Genomic DNA, 13,146 nt, shown 5'->3' on the forward strand with positions numbered 1-13,146 from the left:
CTGGCCAAGAAGGTTGTCAAGGGCGAGACGGTCGAGCAGCGCGTGCTGACCGAGGAGACCACGTTCACTCCCGAGCAGGCCAAGGCCGCCCTCCCGAACCGTAAGTACTGAGACGACACCGCCATGACCGAAGCAATGCTGACGATGACCGGTATCAGCAAACAGTTTCCGGGCGTCAAGGCCCTCGAGGACGTGGATTTCCGCCTGTACCCCGGCGAGGTCCACGCCCTCATGGGGGAGAACGGCGCCGGGAAGTCGACCCTGATCAAGGTGCTGACCGGGGTCTACAGCACGGACGCGGGCGAGATCGTGCTCGACGGGCAGCCGGTGAGCTTCACCGGCCCGTTGGCGGCCACCCAGGCCGGGATCAGCACGGTCTACCAGGAGGTGAACCTCTGCGCCAACCTCTCGGTGGCGGAGAACATCTTCATCGGCCGCGAGCCGACCCGCTTCGGGCACATCCGGTGGGGGGTGATGCGCCGCCGCGCCGCCGACCTGCTGCACCGCCTGGAGCTGGACCTCGACGTGGCGGCGCCCCTGTCCACCTACTCGATCGCGGTCCAGCAGATGGTCGCGATCGCCCGGGCCATCGACGTCGAGGCCAAGGTGCTCGTCCTGGACGAGCCGACCTCCAGCCTCGACAAGGGTGAGGTGGCCCAGCTGTTCCGGGTCATGCGGCAGCTGCGCGACCAGGGCATCGCGATCCTGTTCGTGTCGCACTTCCTCGACCAGATCTACGAGGTGTGCGACCGCATGACGATCCTGCGCAACGGGCGGCTGGTCGGCGAGCACCGCGTCGCCGACCTGCCGCAGCTGGAGCTGGTCAGTCTCATGATCGGCAAGGAGCTCGCGGCGCTGGAGCGCCTCGAGGACCAGCCGAAGCGCAACCTGTCCGCCGCCGAGCCCATCGTCGTCGCCGACGGGCTCGGCCGGGCGGGTGCGGTGGAACCGTTCAGCCTCACGATCCACAGGGGCGAGGTGGTCGGCCTGGCCGGCCTCCTCGGCTCCGGCCGCACCGAGATCGCCCGGCTGTTCTTCGGCGCCGACAAGGCCGACAGCGGGCGGGTCAGCATCGACGGGAAGCCGGTCGCGATGCACGGCCCGCGCAGCGCGATGGACCACGACATCGCGTACTGCTCGGAGAACCGGCGCACCGAGGGCCTGGTCGAGGAGCTGTCGGTCCGGGAGAACGTCGTCCTCGCGCTGCAGGCCGCCCGCGGGTGGTCCCGGCCGCTGTCGCGCCGGCGGCAGGACGAGCTGGTCCAGAAGTACATCAAGGCGCTCGACATCCGCCCCGCCGACCCGGAGCTGCCGGTGCGCAACCTCTCCGGCGGCAACCAGCAGAAGGTGCTGCTGGCGCGGTGGCTCATCACCGAGCCCCGGCTGCTCATCCTCGACGAGCCGACGCGCGGCATCGACGTCGGCGCCAAGACCGAGATCCAGCGGCTCGTCATCGAACTGTCCGACGGCGGGATGGCCGTGCTGTTCATCTCCGCCGAACTGGAAGAGGTCCTCCGCCTGAGCCACAAGATCGCGGTACTGCGGGACCACCGCCTGGTCGCCGAGCTACCCAACACCGACGACGTGGACACCGACCGGCTGATGGCGGCGATCGCGAGCGGAGGCGGCCCGTCATGAAGCGCTTCCTGTGGCCCCTCGTGGTCCTCGTGATTCTGCTGGTCGTCAACGTGCTGTTCTCGCACAGCTTCTTCAAGATCGAGCTGCGCGAGGGGCACCTCTACGGCAGCCTCATCGACATCCTGCGCGCCAGCGCCCCGCTCGCCCTGGTCGCGCTCGGCATGACGCTGGTCATCGCCACCGGCGGCATCGACCTGTCGGTCGGCGCGGTCGTGGCCATCGCCGGCGCCCTCGCCTGCCTGCAGATCAGCGACCTCGGCGACCAGAACAGCGTCACCGGCGTGCTGCTCGCCGTCGGCCTGGCGCTGCTGCTGTCGCTCGGCCTCGGCCTGTGGAACGGCTTCCTGGTCGCGACCGTCGGCATCCAGCCGATCATCGCGACGCTGATCCTGATGGTGGCCGGCCGCGGCCTCGCCCAGCTGATCACCGACGGGCAGATCATCACGATCAACAGCTCGCCGTACAAGATGATCGGCGCGGGCTACTGGTTCGGCCTCCCGCTCAACGTGCTCATCGCCGCGCTGGTCGTCGTGCTCGCCGTGCTGCTCGTGCGCCGCTCCGCGCTCGGCATGCTGCTGGAGGCCGTCGGCGGCAACGCCGAGGCGAGCCGCCTGGCCGGCATCCGCTCACGCTGGCTGATCCTCACCGTCTACGTCTTCGCCGGGCTCTGCGCCGGCATCGCCGGGCTGATGATCAGCTCCAACGTGTCCAGCGCCGACGGCAACAACGCCGGCCTGCTCATCGAGCTCGACGCGATCCTCGCCGTCGTCATCGGCGGCACGTCCCTGGCCGGCGGCCGGTTCTCCATCGTCGGCACCGTCCTGGGCGCGGTCATCATCAAGACCCTCGACATCACCATCTACACGATCGGCGTCCCGCCCGAGATCACGCTGCTGTTCAAGGCGATCGTCGTCATCGCCCTGTGCCTCGCGCAGTCGCCGAAGTTCCGGGCCGCGTTCCAGCGCCGCCGCCGTCCCCCGGCGGCCGCGGCGCCCACCGCGGCGGAGAAGGTGCAGGTACCCGCATGAGCACGCTCGCAACGGCCGGCGACCTCCGTCGCTGGGTGACCCCGCGGCAGCGGCACATCCCCGTGCTGGCCACCCTCGCCCTGCTCGTCGGCATGTACGGCGCCGGCATCGTCGCCTACGACGGCTTCGACGACACGCAGGTCGTGCTGAACGTCTTCATCGACAACGCGTTCCTGCTCGTCGTCGCGGTCGGCATGACGTTCGTGATCCTCACCGGCGGCATCGACCTGTCGGTCGGCGCGGTCGTCGCGCTCACCACGATGATCGCCGCGTCGCTGCTGGAGAACGGCTGGTCGCCCGGCATCGTGCTGCCCCTGGTGCTGGCCGTCGGCGCGGTCATCGGCCTGGGCATGGGCGCCGTCATCCACTTCTTCGACATCCAGCCGTTCATCGCCACGCTCGCCGGCATGTTCCTCGCCCGCGGCCTGTGCTACGTGATCAGCACCGACTCGATCCCGATCACCGACGGGTTCTGGACCCACATGGCCCAGGACAAGCTGCGCTTCGGCGGCTTCCACATCTCCTACAGCGTGGTCATCGCGCTCGTCGTGGTGCTCGTCGCGGCGTACGCCCTGGCGTACACCCGGTTCGGCCGCAACGTCTACGCCCTCGGCGGCAACCAGCAGTCGGCGCTGCTCATGGGCCTGCCCGTGGGCCGCACCCGGATCGCCGTCTACACCCTCAGCGGCCTGTGCTCGGCCCTCGGCGGGGTCCTGCTGAGCTTCTACATGTCCTCCGGCTACGGCCTGCACGCCCTGGGCATGGAGCTCGACGCGATCGCCGCCGTCGTCATCGGCGGCACCGTGCTCACCGGCGGCTCCGGCTTCCTCTTCGGCACCGTCCTCGGCGTCGGTGTGCTCGGCCTCATCCAGACCATCATCACGTTCCAGGGCAACCTCAGCTCCTGGTGGACCAAGATCGTCATCGGTGCGCTGCTGTTCGTCTTCATCGTCCTGCAGCGGGCCGTGGCGCGGAGAAGCAGATGACGCAGTATGTAGTCGGTGTCGACTTCGGCACCCTGTCCGGCCGGGCCGTCGTGGTCCGGGTCGGCGACGGGGCGGAGGTCGGCACAGCCGTCCACGAGTACCGGCACGGTGCCGTCGAACGGACCCTCCCGCACACCGGCGAGGCGCTGCCGCCGCACTGGGCGCTGCAGTTGCCCGCCGACTGGGTCGACGTGCTCCGGCACGCGGTACCGGCGGCGGTCGCCGCGGCGGGTGCCGACCCGGCCGACGTGATCGGGATCGCCACGGACTTCACCGCGTGCACGTTCCTGCCGGTGCTCGCCGACGGCACGCCGCTGTCGGACGTGCTGCCGGGGGAGCGGCACGCGTACCCGAAGCTGTGGAAGCACCACGCGGCGCAGGGCCAGGCGGACCGGATCAACGCCCTCGCGGCCTCCCGCGGCGAGTCGTGGCTGCCGCGGTACGGCGGGAAGCTCTCCTCCGAGTGGCAGCTCGCGAAGGCGCTGCAGGTGCTCGAGGAGGCGCCGGAGATCTACGCGCGGGCCGACCGGTTCATCGAGGCGGCCGACTGGATCGTCTGGCAGCTGGCCGGTGTCGAGACCCGCAACGCGTGCACGGCCGGCTACAAGGGCGTCCTGCAGGACGGCTCGTACCCGTCGAAGGAGTTCCTGTCGTCGTTGGACGAGCGGTTCGGCGACTGGGTGTCCAAGGTGGACGGTCCGCTGTCCCCGCTCGGGGGGCGGGCCGGTTCGCTGACCGCCGCCGCCGCGGCCTGGACCGGGCTGCCCGAGGGGATCGCGGTGGCGGTCGGCAACGTCGACGCGCACGTCACCGCGCCCGCCGCGAAGGCGGTCGAGCCGGGTCAGCTGGTGGCCATCATGGGCACGTCCACCTGCCACGTGATGAGCGGCGACGCGCTCGCCGACGTGCCCGGCATGTGCGGCGTCGTGCAGGACGGCATCATCCCCGGGTTGTGGGGCTTCGAGGCCGGCCAGTCCGGCGTCGGCGACATCTTCGGCTGGTACGTCGAGACGCAGCTCGAGGGCGGCCTGACCCACGAGGAGCTCACGGCGCGGGCCGCGGCGCAGCGGCCGGGCCAGCACGGCCTGGTCGCGCTGGACTGGCACAACGGCAACCGCTCGGTCCTCGTCGACCACGGCCTGTCCGGCGTCATCGTCGGGCAGACCCTGCACACCCGTCCGGAGGACGTCTACCGGGCCCTGATCGAGGCCACGGCCTTCGGCACGCGCACCATCCTGGAGACCCTGGAGTCCTCGGGCGTGCCGGTGACCGAGTTCATCGCGGCGGGCGGCCTGCTCAAGAACACCCTGGTCATGCAGGTCTACGCGGACGTGCTGCGCCGGCCCATCTCGGTCATCGGCTCGGAGCAGGGCCCCGCGCTCGGTTCGGCGATGCACGCGGCGGTCGCCGCCGGCACCTACCCGGACATCCGCGCGGCCGCTGCCGTCATGGGGCGGGTCTCCCGGGCCGTCTACACGCCCGACGCCGCGGCGGCCGACGTCTACGACCACCTCTACGCGGTCTACACCGAGCTGCACGAGCACTTCGGCCGGGGCGGCACGGACGCCCTGCACCGGCTGCGGGCCCTGCGCGAGGAGGTGGCCGCGTGACCTCGGTCGACGCGCTGCGCAAGGAGGTGTGCGACCTGCACGCCCAGCTCATCCGGTGGGGCCTGGTCACCTGGACGGCCGGCAACGTCTCCGCGCGGGTGCCCGGCGAGGACCTGCTCGTCATCAAGCCCTCCGGGGTCATGTACGACGAGCTGACGTCCGACCACATGGTGGTCTGCGACCTCGACGGCAGGCTCGTCGAGGGCGACCACGCGCCGTCCTCGGACACCGAGGCGCACGCCTACGTGTACCGGCACATGCCGCACGTCGGCGGGGTCGTGCACACCCACAGCCCGTACGCGACCGCCTGGGCGGCCCGGGGCGAGCCGATCCCGTGCTCGCTCACCGCGATGGCCGACGAGTTCGGCGGGGACATCCCGGTCGGGCCGTTCGCCCTCATCGGCTCCGACGCGATCGGCAGGGGGATCGTGGAGACGCTGAGCGGGCACCGCTCACCGGCGGTCCTCATGCGCCAGCACGGGCCGTTCACCATCGGCGGCAACGCCAAGGCCGCGGTCAAGGCCGCCGTCATGTGCGAGGACGTGGCCCGCACGATGCACTTCGCCCGGCAGCTCGGGTCCGTCGAGCGACTGCCGGCCGCGGCCGTCGACTCGCTGCACGACCGCTACCAGAACGTCTACGGCCAGCACAACTCCGGTAAGAAGGGCGCACGATGACGCACGAGGTTTGGTTCCTGACCGGCAGCCAGGGCCTGTACGGCCCGGAGACGCTGGAGCAGGTGGCGTCGCAGTCGCGCCAGATCGCCGCGGCCCTCGACGAGGCGCCCGACATCGACGCGCGGGTCGTGTGGAAGCCGGTGCTCACCTCGGCCGCCGACATCCTGCGGATCTGCCTGGAGGCCGGCAACAACCCGGACGTGGTCGGCGTCGTCGCCTGGATGCACACGTTCTCCCCGGCCAAGATGTGGATCTCCGGCCTGGACGCGCTGCGCACGCCGCTGCTGCACCTGCACACCCAGTCCAACGTCGCGCTGCCCTGGGCCGACATCGACATGGACTTCATGAACCTCAACCAGGCCGCCCACGGCGACCGCGAGTTCGGGTACATCCAGTCCCGCCTCGGCGTGGCCCGCAAGACCGTCGCCGGGCACGTCAGCGACCCGCGGGTGCTGCAGCGCATCGGCGCGTGGACCCGGGCCGCCGCCGGCTACGCGGCGATGCGCTCGCTGCGCCTGGCCCGCTTCGGCGACAACATGCGCGACGTCGCGGTGACCGAGGGCGACAAGGTCGAGGCGCAGCTGCGCTTCGGCGTCTCGGTGAACACCTACGGCGTGAACGACCTGGTCGCCGCGGTCGATGCCACGCTGGACGCCGACGTGGACAAGCTGGTGAAGGAGTACGCCGACACCTACCGCGTCTCGGCCGCGCTGCTGGGCGAGCGTGCGGAGTCGCTGCGGTACGCCGCCCGCATCGAGCTGGGCCTGCGCGGGTTCCTGGACGCCGGCGGCTTCAAGGCGTTCACCAGCAACTTCGAGGACCTCGGCGGCCTGCGCCAGCTGCCCGGCCTGGCCGTGCAGCGGCTCATGGCCGACGGGTACGGCTTCGGCGGCGAGGGCGACTGGAAGACCTCGGTCCTCGTGCGCACCCTCAAGGCGATGACCCCCGCCGGTGACTCCAGGGGCACGTCCTTCATGGAGGACTACACCTACGACCTCACGCCCGGCAACGAGGTCATCCTCGGCGCCCACATGCTGGAGGTCTGCCCGTCGATCGCCGCCGACACCCCGTCGTGCGAGATCCACCCGCTCGGCATCGGCGGCCGCGAGGACCCGGTCCGGCTCGTCTTCGACGCCGCCCCCGGCCCCGCGATCGTCGTCGGCCTGGCCGACCTGGGGGAGCGGTTCCGCCTCGTCGCCAACGAGATCGAGGTCGTCGCCCCGACCGCGCCGCTGCCGAAGCTCCCGGTCGCCCGGGCGGTCTGGAAGCCGGCCCCGTCGCTGTCCACGTCGGCCGAGGCCTGGCTGACCGCCGGCGGCCCGCACCACACCGCCCTCTCCCAGGCCGTCGGCGCCGAGGAGCTGCACGACCTGGCCGAGATGATCGGCACCGAGCTGCTCGTCATCGACAACGACACCACCACGCGGCAGTTCACCAAGGAGGTCCGCTGGAACGCGGCCTACTACCGCCTGGCCCGCGGCTTCTGACCGACCCGTCACGGGCCCGTCACGGCCGGGCGGGCGTCGGCGCCGCCCGGGCCGTGCTCGCCGACCCGGAGGGCAACGAGTTCTGCGTGGAGCGCAGCGCCGCCGAACGCTTGCGATGACGGGCCGGGGCGGCGGACGATGCTTGCCATGCAGCGCGAGGAGAGCCACCTCACCGGCGGCGGCGGGGTCCGCATCGTGTACGACGTCTGGACGCCCGGCGGCGACGTCTCCGGGGCCGTCGTCCTGGCGCACGGGATGGGTGAGCACGCCCGGCGGTACGATCACGTCGTCGCCCGGCTCGGCGAGCTCGGCCTGGCCGTGTACGCCCCCGACCACCGCGGCCACGGCCGCTCCGGCGGCAAGCGGATGCTCGCGCGGCGCATCGGCGAGTTCACCGACGACCTGGACCTGCTCTTCGCCGAGGTCGCCCGCCGCCACCCCGGCCAGGCGCCGTTCCTCATCGGCCACAGCATGGGCGCGATGATCGCCCTCGCGTACGCCCTGGACCACCAGGCCGCCCTGCGCGGCCTGGTGCTGTCCGGCACGCCGGTGCTGCCCGGCAAGGGCATCCCGAAGCCGGCGATGGCCGTGGCGAAGGTCCTGGGCCGCATCGCGCCGGGGGCGCCGGTGCAGTCGCTGCCGTCGCAGTACATCTCGAAGGACCCGGAGGTCGTGGCCCGCTACGACGCCGACCCGCTGGTCCACCACGGCAAGGTCCCGGCCGGCCTGGGCGGCGCGATGCTCACCCAGATGACCCTGTTCCAGCAGCGCCTGCCGTCCCTGACGCTGCCGGTGCTGGTCCTGCACGGCGCCGAGGACCGCCTGGTCGACCAGGAGTCGAGCCGCCTGATCGCGGCCCGCGCGGGCTCCACCGACCTGACCCTGCACGTGTACGAGGGCCTGCACCACGAGGTCTACAACGAACCCGAACAGGACCAGGTCCTCGACGACCTCGTCGCCTGGCTCAAGACCCACTGAGCGCGGGAACATTCCGGCGGGCGTGCAGCGTTGACACGTGCCATGACCGACATGATCGCCGAGTACCGGAGGGGTGTCCTCTACCTGGACGCGGGCGACCCGATCGAGGCCGCGAAGATCCTTGAGACGGTCCTCGCCGAGGAGCCCGGCAACGCCGAGGTGCGCCTCTGGCTGGCCCGGGCCTACTTCGCGTCCGCACAGCTCAACCGGGCCGAGACCCAGCTGCGCGCGCTGGTCGACCGGGACCCGACCGACCACTACGCCTGCCACCTGCTCGGCCGCACCCTGGAGCGGCAGAGCCGCGGCCGCGAGGCGCTGCCGTTCCTGCGCCTGGCGGCGGCCATGGCCGACGTCCCGGACTACGCCAAGGCCGTCGAGCGGGTCGCGGCCAAGCACTGAGACCCAGGCCGCCGGCCGGTCCCGCGCGTGTGCCGGGGCCGGCCGGCCGCTGTGAGCGGGCCGCCGCGTGGTCCGCGAATTGTGGCGCCCGGCGGGGGCGGGGGCAGCGGTGCGGGGACTGATCGCCTACGGTGTCGGGCGTGACGAGGTATCCGTGGCGCGCCCTGTGGACCGGACTGTGGCGCACCGGGGCCGCGTTCCTCGTCACCGCCTGCATCGTGGCGATCACCGGGCTGATCGCGGGGCGGCCCGGGTTCACCTGGCTGCTGGTCGGCTCCGGGCTGTCGGTCGCCGCCGCCGTCCCCGGCTACCTCGTGCACCGCGTCGGCGCCCCCGACCACACCGCCCCGCTGCGCATCGTGATGCTGCTCGTGCTCACGTTCACCGGCTGGCTGACGACCCTCGTCGTGCTGCCGGTGTACATGGCGAATGAGGGCCGGCCCGTCAACGCCGTCGTCACCCAGATCACCAACGGCTGGCAGCGCGACAGCGGCGGCGACTTCCCGGTGTTCCACGTCCGCGACCCGGCCACCGGCGACGACCTCGGCGCGGTGCGCTTCCTCGACGGCGAGCCGAAGGTCGGCGACACCCTGCCGGTCCGGGTCGATCCGCGGGGCTGGTTCAACGTCACGGTCGACGACCCGATCGGCCGCTTCACGACCCTGGCCCTGATCATCGCGGCCGGGTGCGCGCTGCTCGCCTTCGTCATCGGCCTCGGCGGCCACATGCCGGACGACTGACCGCCCGCACCGGAGAGATCGAAGCGCCGGACACGTCCTGCGTCGTATCCACGACCCGGTGGGCGCGTACAAGTGCGCAGACCGCAGCCGTCCCAGCGGCGACCGTCGTCGTATGACGCACACGAACATCGCCCGCCGGGTCGTCGTGCTGGGCGGCGGGATCGCCGGGCTGCTCGCGGCCGCGGCGCTCGCCCCGCGGCACGACTCGATCCTCATCGTCGAACGGGACCTCCTGCCGACCGGGCCCCTCCACCGCCGTGGCGTCCCGCAGGGCCGGCACGTGCACGCCATGCTGCCCCGCGGGCTGCAGGCCGCCGAGGAACTCCTGCCCGGCTTCACCGACCGCCTCGTCGCCGCCGGTGCGCTGCGGGGCGACATCTCGGCCGACACCCGCTGGTACCTCAACGGGCGCCGCCTCCGCGCCGCCCGCAGCGGCCTCACCGCCGTCTCGGGCAGCCGCGCCCTCATCGAGCACACGGCCCGGGAACTGGTCCGGCAGCTGCCGAACGTGCGGTTCCTCGACGGCTACGACATCGTCGGCATGGGCACCGACGGCGCCGGCCACCGGGTCGTGCGGGTCACCAGCCGGCACGGCGACGGCTCCCGGGTGCTGCCCGCCGGCCTCGTCGTCGACGCCACCGGCCGGGGCTCGCGCATGCCGCAGTGGCTGGCCGAGCTCGGCCTGACCCCGCCGGAGGAGGAGGTCGTCACGATCGACCTGCGCTACTCCACCCGGATCTTCGCCGACGACGGCCGGTTCGGCACCGACGTCGTCGCGGTGACCGCCCGCTACGACGACCACCGCCGCAGCTCCGTCGTCCAGCGCCTGGAGGGCGGCCGGATCCTCGTCACGCTGGCCGGCGTCCGCGGCGAGGTCCCGCCGACCGGGCTCGACGACTTCCTGCGCTACGCCGAGAGTCTCCCCGTCCCTGACACCGCCGACGTCGTGCGGGGCGCGACCCCGATCGGCGACGCCGCCACGTTCCGGATCCCGGCCTACGTGCGGCGCCGCTACGAGCGGGCCGAGGTGCCCGAGGGCATCGTCGTCATCGGCGACGCGGCCTGCGCGTTCAACCCGATCTACGGGCAGGGGATGTCGGTCGCCGCGCTGAGCGCCCTCGCGCTGCGCGACGGCGAGGACGGCTACTTCGCCCGGCAGGCGGAGGCCCTCGAGGCGCCGTGGGCCCTGGCGACGGGCAACGACCTGGGCGGGTCGCCGCAGATCCGCGCGCTCCAGCTCGCCGCCTGCGACGACGACGAGCTGGCGGTCGCGTTCCTGCGGGTCACCGCCCTGGTCGACCCCCCGTCGGCCCTGGGCCCGCTCCTGGGCCGGCCCCCGGCTCAGCGGCTGCCCAACCCGGCCATGAACGCCGTCGGGTAGCGGTCGCCCTTCGCGGCGCCGTCCGGCACCGCGCGGTCGATCGCCGCCAGGTCGTCGGCGGTCAGGGCCAGGTCGGCCGCGCCGAGGGCCTCGGCGAGCCGCTCCCGGGTCCGGGCGCCGACGAGCGGCACGATGTCGGCGCCCTGGGCGAGCACCCAGGCGATCGCCACCTGGGCCACGGTGGCGCCGCGCGCCGCGGCGACGGCCCGCAGCTCCTCGACGAGGGACAGGTTGTGGTCGACGTTGCCCTCGGCGAACCGCGGGCTGTGCGCCCGGAAGTCGCCCGGGGTGAGCGCCCGGTCGCTGCGCCAGTGGCCCGAGATGAGGCCGCGGGACAGCACGCCATACGCCGTCATGCCGATGCCCAGCTCCCGCAGCGTGCCGAGGACCTCGTCCTCCACGCCGCGGGAGATCAGCGAATACTCGATCTGCAGGTCGGCGATCGGGTGCACGGCGTGCGCCCGCCGGATCGTCTCCGCGCCGACCTCCGACAGGCCGATGTGGCGCACCCAGCCCGCCTCGACGAGCTCCTTGAGGCCGCCGATGGTCTCCTCGATCGGCACCGCCGGGTCGAGCCGGGCCGGCCGGTAGACGTCGACGTAGTCGGTGCCGAGGCGGGTCAGCGTGTAGCCGAGGAAGTTCTTCGTCGCGACCGGGCGGGTGTCCACGCCGGCGAAGGCCCCGTCGGGTCCGCGCAGCCCGCCGTACTTGACGCTGAGGACCACGTTCTCCCGGTCGCCGGCGCGCAGCGCGTCGCGGATGAGCAGCTCGTTGTGGCCCATGCCGTAGAAGTCGCCGGTGTCGATGAGCGTGATGCCGGCGTCGAGCGCCGCGTGGATCGTGGCGATGCTCTCGTCGCGGTCGGCCGGTCCGTACATGCCCGACATGCCCATCGCGCCGAGGCCGATCGCCGAGACGGCCGGGCCGGTGGTGCCGAGGTTGCTGGTTCGCATTGTGCCGCTCCTGTACTGCGTGTGGGTTCCCTCCGACCATCCGCCCACTGCCGCGGCGGTACCAGCGGAGCGTTTGCCCTAGGACCGGCAGTCCCTGGCTACGGCCGGCGGGGCCGGGGACGATGGACCCATGCAGCGCGCCGACCTCGCCGACTTCCTCCGCCGCCGCCGGCTGGCGATCAGCCCCGGCGACGCCGGCCTGGCCGAGGGCCCCCGCCGGCGCACCGCCGGTCTGCGCCGCGAGGAGGTCGCCATGCTCGCGGGCATGTCCACCGACTATGTCGTGCGCCTCGAGCAGGGCCGCAGCGCGCAGCCGTCGGCGCAGATGCTCACCGCCCTGGCCCGCGCGCTGCGCCTCAGCGACGACGAGCGCGACCACCTGTTCCACCTCGCCGGCCACCGCCCGCCGCCGTCCGGCGGCGCCGAGGCCCACGCCCGGGCCGGCCTGCTGCGGATGCTCGACCTGCTCGGCGACACCGCGGCGATGGTCGTGTCCGACCTCGGCGAGACCCTCGCGCAGAATCGGATGTCGACGCTGCTCATGGGCGACCAGGCGGCGCTGCGCGGCGACCGGCGGTACCGGATCTGGCGGTGGTTCACCGAGCCGGCGGCCCGCTTCGTCCACCCGGCGGCGGAGGAGGACCACCACTCCCGCTCGATGGTCGCCGACCTGCGCGCGACCGCGGCCCGCCGAGCCGGCGACGCCGACGTGGAGGGCCTGGTGCGGCGGTTACGCGCGGCCAGCCCCGAGTTCGCCGAGCTGTGGGACGAGCACGAGGTCGCGGTCCGCCGGGCCGACCGCAAGGTGATCGTGCACCGGCAGGTCGGGCCGGTCCAGGTCGACTGCGAGACCCTGATGACGCCGGACCAGGGTCAGTTCCTGCTGGTGTACACCCCGACGCCGGGCACCGACGCCGCCGAGAAGCTGGCGCTGCTCGCCGTGGTCGGGCTGCAGCAGTTCGCCTGACCTGCGGCTTCAGGACTTTTTAATCGACCTTAATCAAGACCTATATTGACAGCTGATAGTTAACTTTCCTATCGTCTCAGCCACCTGTCATCGCACCGCGCGCCTCCTGGACCTCGCCGCAGCCCCCGACCGTCGCCGCCCGCGACGAGGTCGGTGGGGTCCGCGGGCTGACCCACCATGCCCACGGCGCGTGGTCGACCCACCCGAAGGAGCACCCATGCCCTCCCACACGGAGTCCGGGACCGCCCGTCCCGGGCGCCACCGGGCGCGCCGGTCGGCCCTGGCGGCCGGCGCGATCGCGG

At 72.6% G+C, this 13,146-nt stretch carries 13 protein-coding genes and 1 pseudogene; 12 read left to right on the top strand and 2 right to left on the bottom strand.

Annotated elements, in window-relative coordinates; all coding sequences use genetic code 11:
- From ABZS66_RS56230 to araA, 7 genes and pseudogenes are all read left to right on the top strand, one after another.
- Window positions 1-111, top strand: a pseudogene (locus ABZS66_RS56230) (LacI family transcriptional regulator); the annotation flags it as partial.
- A gap of 12 nt (window positions 112-123) precedes the next feature.
- Entirely contained in the window at window positions 124-1,638 is a 1,515-nt protein-coding gene (locus ABZS66_RS56235; RefSeq protein ID WP_354772312.1) for a sugar ABC transporter ATP-binding protein, read from the top strand.
- Entirely contained in the window at window positions 1,635-2,666 is a 1,032-nt protein-coding gene (locus ABZS66_RS56240) for an ABC transporter permease (RefSeq protein WP_354772314.1), read from the top strand. The genes ABZS66_RS56235 and ABZS66_RS56240 overlap by 4 nt, the downstream gene beginning before the upstream one ends.
- On the top strand, window positions 2,663-3,652 hold the full coding sequence (gene yjfF / locus ABZS66_RS56245; RefSeq protein ID WP_354772316.1) for a galactofuranose ABC transporter, permease protein YjfF: 990 nt from the start codon (window positions 2,663-2,665) through the stop codon (window positions 3,650-3,652). Before ABZS66_RS56240 ends, yjfF begins: the two co-directional genes overlap by 4 nt.
- A complete protein-coding gene (gene araB / locus ABZS66_RS56250; protein ID WP_354772318.1) occupies window positions 3,649-5,262 on the top strand; it encodes a ribulokinase in 1,614 nt (537 codons plus the stop codon). Before yjfF ends, araB begins: the two co-directional genes overlap by 4 nt.
- Window positions 5,259-5,939, top strand: a complete 681-nt coding sequence (locus tag ABZS66_RS56255; protein WP_354772320.1) for an L-ribulose-5-phosphate 4-epimerase — start codon at window positions 5,259-5,261, stop codon at window positions 5,937-5,939. Before araB ends, ABZS66_RS56255 begins: the two co-directional genes overlap by 4 nt.
- Window positions 5,936-7,426, top strand: coding sequence for an L-arabinose isomerase (gene araA / locus ABZS66_RS56260; RefSeq protein ID WP_354772322.1), 1,491 nt, complete (start codon window positions 5,936-5,938; stop codon window positions 7,424-7,426). The genes ABZS66_RS56255 and araA overlap by 4 nt, the downstream gene beginning before the upstream one ends.
- A gap of 8 nt (window positions 7,427-7,434) precedes the next feature.
- On the opposite strand, the gene ABZS66_RS56265 is transcribed toward araA, so the two are convergent.
- Window positions 7,435-7,575, bottom strand: coding sequence for a hypothetical protein (locus ABZS66_RS56265; RefSeq protein WP_354772324.1), 141 nt, complete (start codon window positions 7,573-7,575; stop codon window positions 7,435-7,437).
- On the opposite strand from ABZS66_RS56265, the gene ABZS66_RS56270 reads away from it, so the two are divergent.
- The 4 genes from ABZS66_RS56270 (at window position 7,574) to ABZS66_RS56285 (ending at window position 10,924) form a co-directional block, all read left to right on the top strand.
- Window positions 7,574-8,404 (top strand): lysophospholipase, encoded by an 831-nt coding sequence (locus tag ABZS66_RS56270; protein WP_354772326.1) that lies wholly within the window; start codon window positions 7,574-7,576, stop codon window positions 8,402-8,404. The genes ABZS66_RS56265 and ABZS66_RS56270 overlap by 2 nt on opposite strands.
- A gap of 42 nt (window positions 8,405-8,446) precedes the next feature.
- Complete coding sequence (locus ABZS66_RS56275) at window positions 8,447-8,803, top strand: tetratricopeptide repeat protein (protein ID WP_354772328.1); 357 nt, start codon at window positions 8,447-8,449, stop codon at window positions 8,801-8,803.
- A 140-nt stretch (window positions 8,804-8,943) separates the two neighbouring features.
- A complete protein-coding gene (locus ABZS66_RS56280; protein ID WP_354772330.1) occupies window positions 8,944-9,543 on the top strand; it encodes a hypothetical protein in 600 nt (199 codons plus the stop codon).
- Between the two features lie 112 nt (window positions 9,544-9,655).
- Window positions 9,656-10,924: an FAD-dependent oxidoreductase gene (locus tag ABZS66_RS56285; RefSeq protein WP_354772332.1), complete on the top strand. Its 1,269-nt coding sequence runs from the start codon at window positions 9,656-9,658 to the stop codon at window positions 10,922-10,924.
- On the opposite strand, the gene ABZS66_RS56290 is transcribed toward ABZS66_RS56285, so the two are convergent.
- Entirely contained in the window at window positions 10,885-11,877 is a 993-nt protein-coding gene (locus ABZS66_RS56290) for an aldo/keto reductase (RefSeq protein ID WP_354772334.1), read from the bottom strand. The two genes, ABZS66_RS56285 and ABZS66_RS56290, sit on opposite strands and share 40 nt — an antisense overlap.
- Window positions 11,878-12,007: 130 nt before the next feature.
- Here ABZS66_RS56290 and ABZS66_RS56295 point away from each other — a divergent pair, with 130 nt between their 5' ends.
- Window positions 12,008-12,844: a helix-turn-helix transcriptional regulator gene (locus ABZS66_RS56295; RefSeq protein WP_354772336.1), complete on the top strand. Its 837-nt coding sequence runs from the start codon at window positions 12,008-12,010 to the stop codon at window positions 12,842-12,844.
- The last annotated feature ends 302 nt before the right edge of the window (window positions 12,845-13,146 follow it).

Origin of the sequence: Dactylosporangium sp. NPDC005572 (assembly GCF_040605515.1) — a bacterium.
In the GTDB taxonomy this organism is placed as follows: domain Bacteria; phylum Actinomycetota; class Actinomycetes; order Mycobacteriales; family Micromonosporaceae; genus Dactylosporangium.